Annotated in this window: 9 protein-coding genes; 3 read left to right on the top strand and 6 right to left on the bottom strand. The window is 67.7% G+C overall.

All coding sequences use genetic code 11. The features are described 5' to 3' along the window. Positions 1 to 28: 28 nt before the first annotated feature. Positions 29 to 610 carry a dihydrofolate reductase family protein gene (locus AC1DF4_RS07700; protein ID WP_476912327.1) on the top strand — a complete coding sequence of 194 codons (582 nt, stop codon included), beginning with the start codon at positions 29 to 31 and terminating at the stop codon, positions 608 to 610. A gap of 104 nt (positions 611 to 714) precedes the next feature. Here AC1DF4_RS07700 and holA read toward each other — a convergent pair whose 3' ends face one another. The 6 genes from holA to leuS form a co-directional block, all read right to left on the bottom strand. After that, complete coding sequence (holA, locus tag AC1DF4_RS07695; protein WP_476912326.1) at positions 715 to 1,728, bottom strand: DNA polymerase III subunit delta; 1,014 nt, start codon at positions 1,726 to 1,728, stop codon at positions 715 to 717. Continuing rightward, entirely contained in the window at positions 1,662 to 3,365 is a 1,704-nt protein-coding gene (locus AC1DF4_RS07690) for a ComEC/Rec2 family competence protein (RefSeq protein WP_476912325.1), read from the bottom strand. Before AC1DF4_RS07690 ends, holA begins: the two co-directional genes overlap by 67 nt. Before the next feature lie 353 nt (positions 3,366 to 3,718). Then, complete coding sequence (locus AC1DF4_RS07685; protein ID WP_476912324.1) at positions 3,719 to 4,420, bottom strand: ComEA family DNA-binding protein; 702 nt, start codon at positions 4,418 to 4,420, stop codon at positions 3,719 to 3,721. A 268-nt stretch (positions 4,421 to 4,688) separates the two neighbouring features. Then, positions 4,689 to 4,961, bottom strand: a complete 273-nt coding sequence (locus AC1DF4_RS07680; protein WP_476912323.1) for a hypothetical protein — start codon at positions 4,959 to 4,961, stop codon at positions 4,689 to 4,691. A gap of 80 nt (positions 4,962 to 5,041) precedes the next feature. Further along, the gene (locus tag AC1DF4_RS07675; RefSeq protein WP_476912322.1) at positions 5,042 to 6,052 is read right to left on the bottom strand and encodes a DegV family protein; all 1,011 of its coding nucleotides are present in this window, start codon (positions 6,050 to 6,052) and stop codon (positions 5,042 to 5,044) included. A gap of 96 nt (positions 6,053 to 6,148) precedes the next feature. Beyond that, positions 6,149 to 8,674 (bottom strand): leucine--tRNA ligase, encoded by a 2,526-nt coding sequence (gene leuS, locus AC1DF4_RS07670; protein WP_476912321.1) that lies wholly within the window; start codon positions 8,672 to 8,674, stop codon positions 6,149 to 6,151. Between the two features lie 788 nt (positions 8,675 to 9,462). On the opposite strand from leuS, the gene AC1DF4_RS07665 reads away from it, so the two are divergent. Further along, positions 9,463 to 12,627, top strand: coding sequence for an efflux RND transporter permease subunit (locus AC1DF4_RS07665; protein ID WP_476912320.1), 3,165 nt, complete (start codon positions 9,463 to 9,465; stop codon positions 12,625 to 12,627). Beyond that, the gene (locus tag AC1DF4_RS07660; protein ID WP_476912319.1) at positions 12,624 to 13,079 is read left to right on the top strand and encodes a hypothetical protein; all 456 of its coding nucleotides are present in this window, start codon (positions 12,624 to 12,626) and stop codon (positions 13,077 to 13,079) included. The genes AC1DF4_RS07665 and AC1DF4_RS07660 overlap by 4 nt, the downstream gene beginning before the upstream one ends. Position 13,080: the final 1 nt, after the last annotated feature.

Genomic DNA, 13,080 nt, shown 5'->3' with positions numbered 1-13,080 from the left:
GGGGCACCTCACAGCAAAGGAGAGCCCCATGGGCAAGGTGGTCATGTACAGCTCGGTGTCCGTGGACGGCTTCATTGCGGACGAGAACGACCAGCCCGGACCCCTGTTCGATTGGTTGTCCAGCGGTGACGTGCCGTTGGACGAGAGCGGCCAGTTGAAGGTGTCGCAGGCATCCTACGACTACACCCGGCCATACTGGGACCAGATCGGGGCGACCGTGGTCGGACGCCACGTCTTCGACATGACGGACGGCTGGGACGGGACGCCTCCGAGCGGGGTCGACCACGTGGTCGTCGTGACGCACCGGCCGGAGCCTGAGGGCTGGGACCCCGAGGCGCCGTTTCACTTCGTCGACGGCGTCGAGGCAGCCGTGGCCAAGGCGCAGGAGCTTGCGGGTAACCGCATGGTCGAGGTCGCTGCTGGCGACGTCGGCGGCCAGGTGCTTGCCGCGGGCCTGGTCGACGAGGTGCGCATGGACGTTGCACCCGTCGTGTTCGGGTCCGGCAAGCGCTACTTCGGGTCGGTCCACGCGCAGCACCTATTGGAGGATCCCGACGTGGTGATCCAGGGCAACGGGGTGCTTCACCTCCGCTATCGGGTGCGCCGCTGACCGATCGGGGCGGGTACGCGGGCCTTGGGACCGGTCATAACCCGGGGCTTGTCCCAGAGCTCCGGCACGGCCCCCACGCGCGGAACGGGCGACACACATCCAGCTCAGCGCCGCACGGACGTCGCAATCACCGTCACGGCGTGTTCCACGGCGTAGACAGGATCCCGGGACAGGCCCTTGACCTGGGCATCAGCCTCGGCAGTCACCTGGATGGAACGGACAAGCCCCTCGGGTGTCCAGCGCCGCACTTCCCGCTGCGCCTGTTCGACGAGCCAGGGCTGCATGCCCAACTGCTTGGCGATCTGGCCCGAGGAACCCTGGGCGCCGGCAACCTTGGCAAGGGTGCGCAGCTTCGATGCCAGGGCGGCGACCAGCGGTACCGGGTCAGCCCCGGTATCGAGGGCGTGGCGGAGGGTGGAGAGCGCCAGCGGAGCATTTCCGGCCATCGCGGCATCGGCGACTTTGAAGGCGGTGGCCTCCACCCGGCCCCCGTAGTACCGGTCCACCATGGCCGAATCCACTCCGGTGGAGGCGTCGGCGATCAGCTGGCTGCAGGCGGCGGCCAACTCGGCCAGGTGGGCGCCGACGGCGTTGACCAGGGCGTGCACGGCGTCGGGATCGATGCGCCGGGACGCGGCTTTGAACTCGGAGGTCACGAAGGCGATCTTGTCTGCGTCCTTCTTTAGGGGCTGGCAGTCCACCACAGGCCAGCCGCCGGCTTTGACGGCGTCGAGGAGTTTCTTTCCGCGCACGCCGCCGCTATGGCGGAGGACCAGCACGGCGTCCGGTTCGGGCTGCTTGAGGTACTTGAGCCCGTCGGCCAGGAACGCGTCGTTCATGGCTTCCAGGCCTTCCACCTCGAGGAGCTTTTGCTCGCCGAAGAGGGACGGACTGACGTTCATGGCGAGGGAGCCGGGCTCATAGCTGCCCGCGTTGAGCCGGGTGATTTCGACGTCGGGGGCGGCCGCGCGGACCTGGGCGCGGATGCGGTCCATGGCGCGGGAACCCAGATAGTCCTCCGGACCGCCTACCAGCACGACGGCGGCCGGGGTCACGTCGCGCCAGGTGGCGGTGTTCGACGCCGCTGGCCGGGTGCGTTGGGTCTGGGCAGCAGCCACTGAGGTTTCCTCCCGGAAGTAGGTTTGCAGACTCTAAGCGTGCCACGGCCTGGACGGTCCACCAAGCCGGGCCGGCGCCTTCCCCGCGGCGCCGGCAGGCTGTCGGGGTACCGCGGCGTGCGGTTGAGCGATGTCGTCCTCGGGAGCAAGGTCACCGCCTCGAGCAATGCCACCGTCCGGCGGTGGGCGGCCAGCGCCAGGCCTGCCGTGCGGGCGGGGTGGAAGAGGATCCACCAGGCAGCGATGGTGCAGGCGGAGAGGATCGCCATGGTGGCGGCGCCGAAGGCTCCTTCCGGCCACGGCAACACGGCGCCGGGCAGCCCGGCGAAGAAGCGGGCGATTGCTCCGACCCCGGTGGCGAAGGCCGCGGCGACACCCAGTGGCGCGGCGGCGAGGGCCGGGGCCAGCGGCACCAGCGGCACGGCGGCGGTCCCCAGCAGCGTGACCGGGGCGACGAGGACGGCGGCGGCCATGTTGGCGGGCAGGGCGTAGCCTGAGAACTGCGGCTGGAGCAACACGATCACCGGCCCGCAGAAGGTCTGCGCGGACAGCGGAACGGCAACTCCGGCGGCCAGCCAGCGAGGCACCGCGGGAGGGAACCACCTCATGATCGGCCGCCCCGTCACGACGATGCCGAGGGTCGCAAGCACAGACAGCAGGAACCCGAAGCTGGTGGACAGCGCCGGTTGTGCCAGCACCAGCACGATCACGGCAAGGCACAGGAAGCTCAAGCCCCGGCCCGGCCGGCCGCCCGCCAGAGCCACCAGCCCAATGGCGCCCATCACGGCGGCCCGCAGGACGCTGGCATCCGGACCGACCATCAAAACGAACAGTCCCAGCCCCGCGAGGCCGAGGACCGCCGCGAACGCCCGGCTGAACCGCAGGCTGCGCGCGGCCAGCAGCAATGCGCCGAGGATGAGGCTGCAGTTGGCGCCGCTGACCGCCGTCAGGTGGGTCATTCCGACGGATTTCATGGCCACCTCCAGCTCTGCGTCCAGGGAGCCGGTATCGCCCGTGACCATTCCGGGGAGGAGTCCGCGGGCGTCACCCCCGAATTGCCCCGCGGCAGTAGTGAAGTGGCCGCGGAGGTCCCCGGGGCCACTCTGCCAGGGCCCGGACGTGCCGATCGTGAGCGGGGCAGAACTTGCCGAGAGGACGGCCGCTTCAGCCTGGCCCTGTGCGGCAGGCTTGAGTTTCCCGGTGGTGCGCAGCCGCTGCCCGGGCACGGCACGTTCCCAGCCGGCACCACCTATGACCAGCAGCTTGGCGGGCTCTCTCACGCGGTTTGAGGAAACGTTCATTTCGATCAGGACCGCCGGCACCGCCCACCAGTCCGCGAGCCCGGAACTTCCCGGCGTCCTGAGTCCCCGCGGCGCACCCGTTACCTCTACCTCCGCGACGACCGCCGCATGCGCAGCCGCGGCAGCGGCCACGGCACCGTCGTGCCGCCGGGAGGAGTCGACGGCGGCGTGGCCGCCCGCTGCCGCGGAAAGGAGCAGGGCCACGGCCATTGTCGCGAGGAAGCTTCGACGTGCCGGACCATGGTGCCGCCGCGCCACGCTGCCGGCCCCGCCACCGGCCCTGCTGCCGGATGATGCCCCCACCAAGAGGAGCCCCGCGCCGGCCAGAAGGGTCATACAGAGGGCCGCCAGCGCTGCAGGGTGCAGGTGATGTCCGGCAGAGGCCGTGGCCCATACCAGTGCTGCAGCGGGGGCCAGGCGCACATCAGTCCGGCGGAGCCTCTCCTCCCGCACCGGAGTGGCGCGGCGCGGGAGGGCCAATGGCGGAAGCCGGTCACGAAGCCACAGCCTGCCGCGCTGCAGACGGCCGGCACTCGGCAGCTCGGGCTGTAACTGCCTGGTCCCGGGCGTCCGGGCGACGAACGACGTCCGGACGGTCCCACGCGCCCCGCTGACTGCGCGCGTCCGGGTGACAGCGGCATCAACGAACGGCTGCCACCGACTGCGCCGTTCCATGTCCACCTCCGCCCTCAAACCCGAACCAGGGGCAGCAGCGCTGCGAGCAGCTTGGGACCGACCCCGTCCACAGCGTCCAGCTCCTCTACCCGTTGGAAGCGGCCGTGCTCTGCGCGCCACTCCACAATCCGCTGCGCCAGTACTGGACCCACGCGCGGAAGGGTTGCCAGCTCGTCGGCGCCGGCCGTATTCAGGTTGATCTTCTCTGCCGCCGGAGCGGTTCCGAATCCGCCGCCAGCCGGGCCGCCCGGGGCGCCGGAATCAACGGTCCGGGCTGACCCGGCAGGCACGGTTTCCCCTTGCCGTGGCACCAGGACTTTCTGTCCATCCTCGAGTACAGCCGCGAGATTGAGCTGGTTCGGGTCCGCGTCCGGGGCGCCGCCTCCCGCCGCCGCAATGGCCTCGTGCAGCCGGCTCCCCTGCGGCAACTCCACGATTCCGGCACGGACAACCGCACCGGCTACATGCACGATGATATTTCCGCCGCTGCCCACCGCCGGCCCGCCTGGAGATTCGTCCGGAGCGGGGCCCGGTCCGGTTTCCGGTTCCGGGGCCGGCACGTCGCCGGATTCCGCCGCTGTGACTGAACCCAACGGACTGACCTCACTTGTACCGTTCACCGCCTGCCACCAGAACCAGCCGAGGAACATCGCGGACACCAGGCACAGCAGCGCGGCGGCGCGGCGGCCCGTACGCCACCGGATACGGCTCGGCACCCGCGAATCATCCGGGCCGGGCTCGACGCTTCCCGCAGTAGGAGAAACCACTGACGTCCCGGCGAGCAGGCCGGTCCCGGACCCGACAGCAGCAGACAGCCTCCGGCCGGTGCGGCCCGGATCGACCCGGCGCTGATCAGCACTGGGCGGAACTCCCGGATGGTGGCGCGGCATCTGCCCATCCTAGGAAGCCCCAGGCGAAGTGGTCAGGGCCGGCCGCGCCTATGTGGATACGGCAGGACGCGCGGTGGCCTCTCTGGGGTGGCGGCTAGCCCAGCTGGCCGAAATTTTCCAGCAGCTTCATGAGTGTCAGGCAGAGGTCGCCAATCAGGTGCTCGCTCCATCCTTCGCCCGCGCGCGGGTAGGTCAGGATCCACTGGCTGAGCCCTTCGAGGAGTTCCGCCGCCGACTCGTACTCGCGCTTCTTGACGAGCATCCCGATCGCTGCGACAGCTTCTTCCTCGGTGTCAAAGGTGATCATTCCGTCCCTGATGCCGCGGACGATCTCCCGCGCCTGTTCCGAGACTGCGTCCTTTGTCATGGCTGAGACCTTTCAATGGCTGTCAGCTGAAGTTTAGCCACTCCCTGGCACGCCAGAACCATTTTGGGTCCCGCGCCGGGCTACGGCGCGGCGGGGGTGTCCTCGGCCTCGGCCACGGGCGTGCTGTCCTCCCCCACGATCACTGCCAGCACACCGAGGCCGGCGTGTGCCGCCAGCACGGCCGGAAGCGCACTGATCTGGACGGGCGGACAGCCGGGAATTGATTCGGCCAGGTCCGCCGCGAGCTGTTCGGCCTCATCCGGGTTGCCGAAGTGGTGGACGGCGAGCCGGGCCCATCCAGAAGGCCGGGCGGCGGCGTCGGCCACAACTATCTCCTTGAGCCGCGCGACAGCTTTCGCCGCCGACCGCACTTTCTCCAGCGGAACCACCCTGCCGTCTTCCACCGCGAGGATGGGCTTGATCGAAAGCATGGTCCCCCAGAGCGAGGCCGCGGCGCCGATTCGGCCGCCCCGCCTTAGTTGCTCAAGGCTGGGCACGTAGAAATACACCCTGGTGCGGGCCAGCCGCTGCTCGGCATATTCCCGCACTTCCGCCGCGGTCCGGCCGTCCGCCGCGGCGGCAGCGGCGGCCTGGACCCCCATCCCCTGCGCCATGCCGACAGTACGCGAGTCCAGGACCTCGACCGGGAAGCCCACCCGGGCGGCGGCGAGGCGGGCAGAGTCCGCCGTTCCGGACAGTTCCCCGGAAATGTGGACCGACACCACAGACTCATAGCCAAGCCGCCGGGCCGCGAGGTAGGCCTGTTCGAATTGACCGGGGGACGGCCGCGAGGTTTTGACGGGTGTGCCGCTGGCCAGCGCCACAGCGATCGTGTCGGCGATGTCGTCTTCGCCCTCGCCATAGATTTCAGCACCCACCATGACGGGCATCGGGACAACCGTCAGCCGCCCGTCGGCGGCCAGGCCCCGAACCCAGTCGGCCGGCAGTGCCGCGGCGGAGTCAGTGACCACAGCCGTCCTCACGACGGCGGCGGGCTCCGTTTCAGGGACCATTACCGGCCGCGCGGCCTGACGAAGCCCGCTGAGGCGCTCCTTCAGCCACGGCCACCCCGTGGGGTCGCGGTGGGGCACGAAGCACCTCCTGCTTTCTGCGCTGGCTGTCCGGACCTGCTGTGGTGCCGGCCGCCGGACTGCACCGGCGGCCGGACTGTTGTTTAGCCCGCCCGGCTAGGCCGGGACGATGTTGACCAGTTTAGGCGCCCGCACGATCACCGTGCGGATCCCCCGCCCGTCGAGGGCGCGCTGGACGTTTTCCGAGGCCAACGCCAGTTCCCGCAGTTCGTCCTCGCCGATCTCCGGCGAGACTTCCAAGCGGTCCCGGACCTTGCCCTGGACCTGGACGACGGCTGTCACCGTGTCCTCCACCAGCAGGGCCTCGTCGTGCGTCGGCCAGCCGGCGTTGGCCACCGAAGCGGGGTGTCCCAGCACATTCCAGAGATCCTCGGCCGTGTACGGCGCGAAGAGGCTCAGGATGACCGCGACGGTCTCGACGGCCTCGCGGACGGCCGGATCCGCGCCGCCCGCGCCGCTATCGATCGTCTTGCGCGTAGCGTTGACCAATTCCATCAGCTTGGCCACCACCACATTGAACTTGTTGGAGTCCAGCAGCGCTTCCGCGTCGGCGATCGTGCGGTGGGTGACGGCGCGCAGGGCCCGGTCACCGGTAGAGAAATCGACACCGGGGGCGCTGGCAACGTCCTGGCCGAGGCGCCAGGCGCGGGCCAGGAACTTCGCGGAGCCAGACGGCGACACGTCCGCCCAGTCGACGTCGTCCTCCGGCGGGGAGGCGAAGATCATGGTGAGGCGCACGGCGTCGACGCCGAACTTGTCCAGCTGCTCGCCGAGGTCGACGCCGTTGCCCAGGGATTTGCTCATGGCCTTGCCGCCGTTGAGCACCTGGCCCTGGTTCAGCAGCGCGCTGAACGGCTCGTCGGCGTCGATCATGCCCAGGTCGTGGATGACCTTGGTGAAGAACCGGGCGTAGAGCAGGTGCAGGATGGCGTGCTCCACGCCGCCCACGTACTGGCCCACCGGCATCCAGTCGTTGATCTTCTCCGGATCGAACGGGCCGTCGGTGTACTGCGGGGAGACGAAGCGCAGGAAGTACCAGGAGGAGTCCACGAACGTGTCCATGGTGTCCGTGTCCCGCTTGGCCGGGCCGTGGCAGTCGGGGCACTCGACGTTGACCCAGTCTTCGACCGCGGCCAGCGGCGACGTGCCCTTCGGGGACAGGTCCTCGCCGCGCAGGTCGGCCGGCAGCGTGACGGGCAGCTGCTCGTCCGGGACCGGAACCTCGCCGCAGGCGGGGCAATGGATGATCGGGATCGGGGTGCCCCAGAAGCGCTGCCGGCTGAGCAGCCAGTCACGGAGGCGGAAGTTCACGAACTTCTCGCCCGTGCCCAGCTCCTGCAGGATCTCGATGGCCGCCGGGATCGCTTCTGCCTTCGGCAGGCCGTCCAGGGCGCCGGAGTTGATCAGCGTCCCCTCGCCGGAGGTCGCGGTGCCGCTGACGGCGGGATCCTCCTCGCCGGTGTCCAGCACGGCCCGGACCGGCAGGTCGAAGGTGCGGGCGAAGTCGAGGTCGCGCTGGTCGTGCGCCGGGACGGCCATGATGGCGCCGGTGCCGTAGTCGGCCAGCACATAGTCGGCCGCCCAGACGGGCAGCTTCTCGCCGTTGAGCGGGTTGATGGCGTAGCGGCCGGTGAAGACGCCGGTCTTCTCCCGCTCGGTAGACTGGCGTTCGATTTCGGAGAGCGCCTTGACCTGTTCGCGGTATGCGTCCAGGGCGGCGGCATGCTCTCCGGTGACCAGTTCGACGGCGAGCGGCGCGTCGGCGGCGACGACGAAGAACGTCGCGCCGTACAGCGTATCCGGGCGGGTGGTGAACACCGTGACGTCCTTGGCGGGCTTGCCGCCGTCGGCTTCGATCACGAAGTTGACGTGGGCGCCTTCGGAGCGTCCGATCCAGTTTTTCTGCATCGCCAGGACGCGTTCGGGCCAGTGGCCGCGCAGTTCGTCCATGTCATCAAGCAGCCGGTCGGCGTAGTCGGTGATCTTGAAGTACCACTGGTTCAGCGATTTCTTGGTGACGGGGGTGCCGCAGCGCTCACAGGCACCGTTGACAACCTGTTCGTTGGCCAGCACGGTCTGGTCCTTGGGGCACCAGTTGACCGGGGAATTCTTGCGGTACGCCAGTCCGCGCTCGTAGAACCGCTTGAAGAGCCACTGCGTCCAGCGGTAGTACTCCGGGTCGGAGGTGTGGATCCGGCGGGACCAGTCGGCAGAGATGGCGTAGCGCTTGAATGACGCCGCCTGCGTGTCGATGTTTTCGTACGTCCACTCGCTGGGGTGGGCATTGCGCTTGATGGCCGCGTTTTCGGCGGGCAGCCCGAAGGAGTCCCAGCCGATCGGGTGCAGCACATCGTAGCCCTGCTGGCGGAGGTAGCGCGCGACGACGTCGCCCATGGCGAACGCCTCGGCGTGGCCCATGTGGAGATCGCCGGACGGGTACGGGAACATGTCCAGCACGTACCGCCGCTCCTTCGATCCGTCATCGACGGGCGTGAAGACCTTCAGGTCCTCCCAGACCTGCGGCCATTTGGCTTCCATGGCCGCGAAGCTATAGGCACCCTCTTCCGGCGTCTCCGCTGCGACTGCTGGTGTTCCGGTCTCTGTCTCCGGCTGAACGCTCACTGCTGGCCTCTTCTGTTCTGTCAAGCCTTATGTACCGTCAAGTCTTGTGCCGTCAAATCCCCCAGGCCAAGGCCACTGTCCCGCCCCTGCCTGTTCCTGCCGTCCGCCCGAAAGGGTCCAGACACACAAAAGCCCCTCGACACGGAGGGGCTGCCGCTCGGCAATCCGAGTTCTCGTCGGGATGCCGGGCGGCTAGCTAAGCAGGAGGATCGCACGCATAGCTCTACTTTAGCGCCTCCGGCCGGTTCGCGGGGAAACGGGAGAGGTGTTGCGGATCCGGACGGCTTCCGGCCCCGCGGATCTCCACGGGGGCCGCCGCCACGCCGGGCGGACTTCCTGGCACTGAAAGCCCGGATTTTTTTTGGGGACCACCACTCGGACGGCCTCTTCCACTACTGGGCACATCTCGGCCCCGCCGGCCCGGCCGCAATCGCCGGAGAGAGTGCCGGCGGCATAGACGCAAGTAATTCTCCGTCCGGCGCCCAGTATCTCTGCCGCGTTTCCCAGTAGTCAAGACGCGCATATTGACAAAACGCAAGCTATGTGAGAGTCGTCCGGCAGATCGAGTGCAGGCACGGCACGAATTTGGGCCTCCATTGCGGGCATTTGCGCCCTTGCCAAACGGTTTCAACAGGGACACTATCAGTCTCAAGATCTCTGGGGGTTCGTTACAGGTCTCGGGTTGAGGAGCCTGACATGTGTCACTTGCGGAGTTCTTGCCTGCAACAATTCATCGATCCGGCCGGGCGTTGCGCGCCTACCGGAAGCGGCCTGGAAGCCGACTAGCCATGTTCGGCTGGATCACCCGCTTCAGTCTGCAATTCCGGATCCTGGTGCTCGCCCTCGCCGCCGGAATTATCGCTTTTGGCATCATCAATGTTCCCCGCATTGCCGTGGACACAATGCCCGAATTCGCGCCGGCGCAAGTCGAAATCCAGACAGAGGCCCTGGGCCTCTCGGCTGTCGAAGTAGAGCAGCTCATTACCTCCCCGATGGAAGCGGATCTCCTCAACGGGGTGGCCTGGCTGGACGAGATCCGCTCGAAATCCGTCCCGGGGCTGTCATCCATCCAACTCGTCTTCGAGCCGGGCACGGATCTGCTGCGGGCACGCCAGCTCGTCGCGGAACGGATGACCCAGGCCGTGGCGCTGCCGAATGTATCCGCGCCGCCGCTGATCATGCAGCCCGTCTCCTCCACGAGCCGGGTGCTGATGGTCAAAATGAACTCCAAGCAGCTCTCCGGCATCGAGATGTCGGTCCTGGCCCGTTGGAAGATCAAACCGCGGCTGATCGGCATTCCGGGCGTGGCGAACGTTTCCATTTGGGGCCAGCGCGAGCAGCAGCTCCAGGTCGAGGTCACACCCACGCAGCTGCGGGACAAGGGAATCACCCTCGAACAGGTCATCAAGACCACCGGCAACGCGGTGTGGGTTTCGCCGCTGAGTTTCCTCGAAGCGTCCACACCGGGCACCGGCGGTTTCGTTGAGTCCCCCAGCCAGCGCCTCGGCATCCAGCACGTCCTCCCAATCCGGACTCCGGCCGACCTCTCCAAGGTCAGCGTGGAGGATTCGACGCCTGCGATGTCGTTGGGCGATATAGCCCAGGTCAGGGAAGACCATCAGCCCCTCATCGGCGATGCCGTCGTCGGACAGGACCCGGGACTGATGCTGGTCATTGAAAAGTTCCCCGGAACCAGTGCGGTGCAGGTCACCGAGGATATTGAAGCGGCGCTGAAAGATATGGAGCCCGGCCTGACCGGAGTCCAGCTTGACACTACAGTGTTCCGCCCGGCGACCGGTGTTCAGGACTCCGTGAGCGGTCTTGGCCTTGCACTGTTGATCAGCTTGCTGATCGCGGTGGGGCTTTTCTGGCTGCTCTTCCGTTCCTGGCGCGTGGCGGTCATTGCCCTCGCGGCCATCACGACAACCGTCGTCACGGCGGCCGTGGTCCTTTACGCACAAAACGCCACTCTCAACATCACGGTCCTGGTCGGCCTTGTCCTTGCCATGTCAGTGATCGTGGGCGACATTGTGGAGGACGTCCAGGCCCAGCGGCGCAGCCCGCTGGTGACCGAAGCCACGGAAACCGAGGCCACGCTAAGGTCCAGGATCGTGGCTGTCGTCCGGGGAGTCCGAACCCCGTTGTTCCAGGCCTCGCTGATCATGGTGGTGGCCCTCATTCCAACGCTGTTCGTGTCGGGAATCGGCGGATCCTTCTTTACTCCGCTGTTCTGGTCCGTGGTGCTGGCTCTCTCGACCGGCCTGCTCGTCGGACTCTCTGTCACCCCGGTGCTGTCGCAGCTCCTGCTGCCGAAGGAGACTGCGACCCGGCGGGATGCTCCCTCCACCGGCCGGGCCCGCGCCCACTACGACCGCGCCCTCAACGGCGCCCGTTCCCGCCGAACCCTCACGCTGGTCGCAGTGGCCGTCGTCGGCGTGCTTGGACTCGCCGCCGGATTCCAGTTGATCGGGAACCGGCAGGTCGTTCCGACATTGCCGGACAGGACCCTGCTGGTCCAGTGGGACTCCATGGCCGGCACGTCCAATGACGAGGTCCGCCGGGTCGCGTCCAAGGCCTCTGACGAACTGAAGGCGCTGCCAGGCGTTTCAGGAGTCGGCGGCCACATCGGCCGCGCCATCACTTCCGACCAGGTTGTCGGAAACAGCGCCGCCGAACTGTGGGTATCCATTGCCCCGAACGCCGACTTCGGAGCGACTGAGCAGGCCGTCCGCGACGTGGTCCAGGGCTACCCCGGCATCGCGCACAACGTGGTGAACTATTCCGAGCAGAAAATCGGCGCTATGAACAGCACCCTGGAGCCCGGCTTCGCGGTCCGCGTCTATGGCACGGAACTGCCGGTCCTCCGGGAGAAAGCCGAAGAAGTCCGCAAAGCCCTTGAGAACATCAACGGCGTCAAGAACCCGACGATCAACGCCATACCGATGACTCCGATCGTGGAGGTCGAGGTCAATCTCGAGGCTGCCCAGAAGTCCGGCATCAAGCCCGGCGACGCCAGGCGCGCAGCAGCAACCCTGATGCAGGGGATTGTCGTGGGCAACCTTTTCGAAGAGCAAAAGGTCTTCGAAGTGGTCGTGCGCGGCGCGGTTGACGTCAGGGATGACCTGACCAGCATCCGTGAACTGCTCCTTGATACTCCCACCGGCGGGCATGTCCAGCTCGGCGAGATCGCCACGGTCCGGATGGTCCCCAACGAGGTCGTCGTGCTGCACGATGACACGTCCCGGCGGATCGACGTCCAGGCCGATGTCAGCGGACGCCCGCTGGCCGACATTCAGCGGGATGTTGAAGCTGCCATCAAGCAGATCCAGTTCCCGGTGGAATACCACGCAGAGATCCCGGCCAAGTATGCCCAGGTGCAGGCCGCCGACTCCCTCGTCCTGTGGCTTGCAGTGGCCGCCCTCCTCGGGGTGTTCCTGCTGCTCCAGACGGCGGTGCGGAGCTGGAAGCTGGCCCTCGCCGTCTTCCTGTCCCTTCCGGCGGCGCTCTCCGGGGCGGCAGTGGCCGCCTGGATCGGTTCTGCGGCGATGTCCTGGATTTCCCTGACCGCCTTCGCCGCCAGCCTCGCCATTGCCGCCCGCAACGCAACGTTGCTCTCGGCCCGTGCCGATGAGTTGTGGCGTTCCCAGCCGCAAGCGTCCCGCGCTAAAGCCGTCATGACGGCAGCCCGGGACCGGGTATCGCCGGTCCTGAAGACTGCCCTGGTAACCGTGCTCGTGCTGATTCCGCCTGCACTGATTGGCGGCGTCGGCCAAGCCGTGATTCTTCCGATGTTGCTGATCATCGGCGGAGGCCTCGTGACCACAACCCTTGTGGCGCTCCTGGTGCTCCCCCTGCTGGCCCTCTGGTTCGGTCCCCACACCGCACCCGAAGAGTGGTCGGAAGTATACGAACCGGAAACCCCCGTTACGCAGGAAAAGGTGGAAGCAAAATGACCAGCCAAAAGCCCCAACGGCGCCTGCCCTTGGCGGCAGCCGTCTGTGCAGCCGTTCTCTTCACCCTTCCGGCCTGTGCCCAGTCCGCCGCGGTGACGCCCGCGGCGGCCGGTGAAGCCCCCGCCAAAGTCGAGAAGAACGCCACGACGGGCATCGCCAAGCTGACCGTGACCGAACACGGCCTGGCCCGCATCGACCTGAAGACGGAACCGGTCGCGGCGGGCGCGGGCACGGACGTGCTGCTGCCTTATGCCGCACTGCTATACGACGCCAACGGCAAGACGTGGGTCTACACCAACCCCGCACCGCGGGTGTTTGAGCGCCAGGCAGTCACCGTTGCCAAAGTCGAGGCAGGTGTGGTCACGGCCAGCGCCGGCCCCGCCGTGGGGACTCCCGTCGTCACGGTGGGCGCGGTAGAACTCTTCGGCACCGAGTTCAACACGGGCAAATGAC

The sequence above is a fragment of the Arthrobacter sp. 05N429 genome (assembly GCF_056397045.1).
This window is presented reverse-complemented; position numbering and strand designations above follow the sequence as displayed.

Excerpts from the sequence above, each read along its gene's own strand:
- AC1DF4_RS07700 (WP_476912327.1), top strand. The coding sequence starts at position 29 with ATGGGCAAGGTGGTCATGTACAGCTCGGTGTCCGTGGACGGCTTCATT.
- AC1DF4_RS07690 (WP_476912325.1), bottom strand. The coding sequence starts at position 3,365 with ATGACCCTTCTGGCCGGCGCGGGGCTCCTCTTGGTGGGGGCATCATCC.
- AC1DF4_RS07680 (WP_476912323.1), bottom strand. The coding sequence starts at position 4,961 with ATGACAAAGGACGCAGTCTCGGAACAGGCGCGGGAGATCGTCCGCGGC.
- AC1DF4_RS07665 (WP_476912320.1), top strand. The coding sequence starts at position 9,463 with ATGTTCGGCTGGATCACCCGCTTCAGTCTGCAATTCCGGATCCTGGTG.
- AC1DF4_RS07660 (WP_476912319.1), top strand. The coding sequence starts at position 12,624 with ATGACCAGCCAAAAGCCCCAACGGCGCCTGCCCTTGGCGGCAGCCGTC.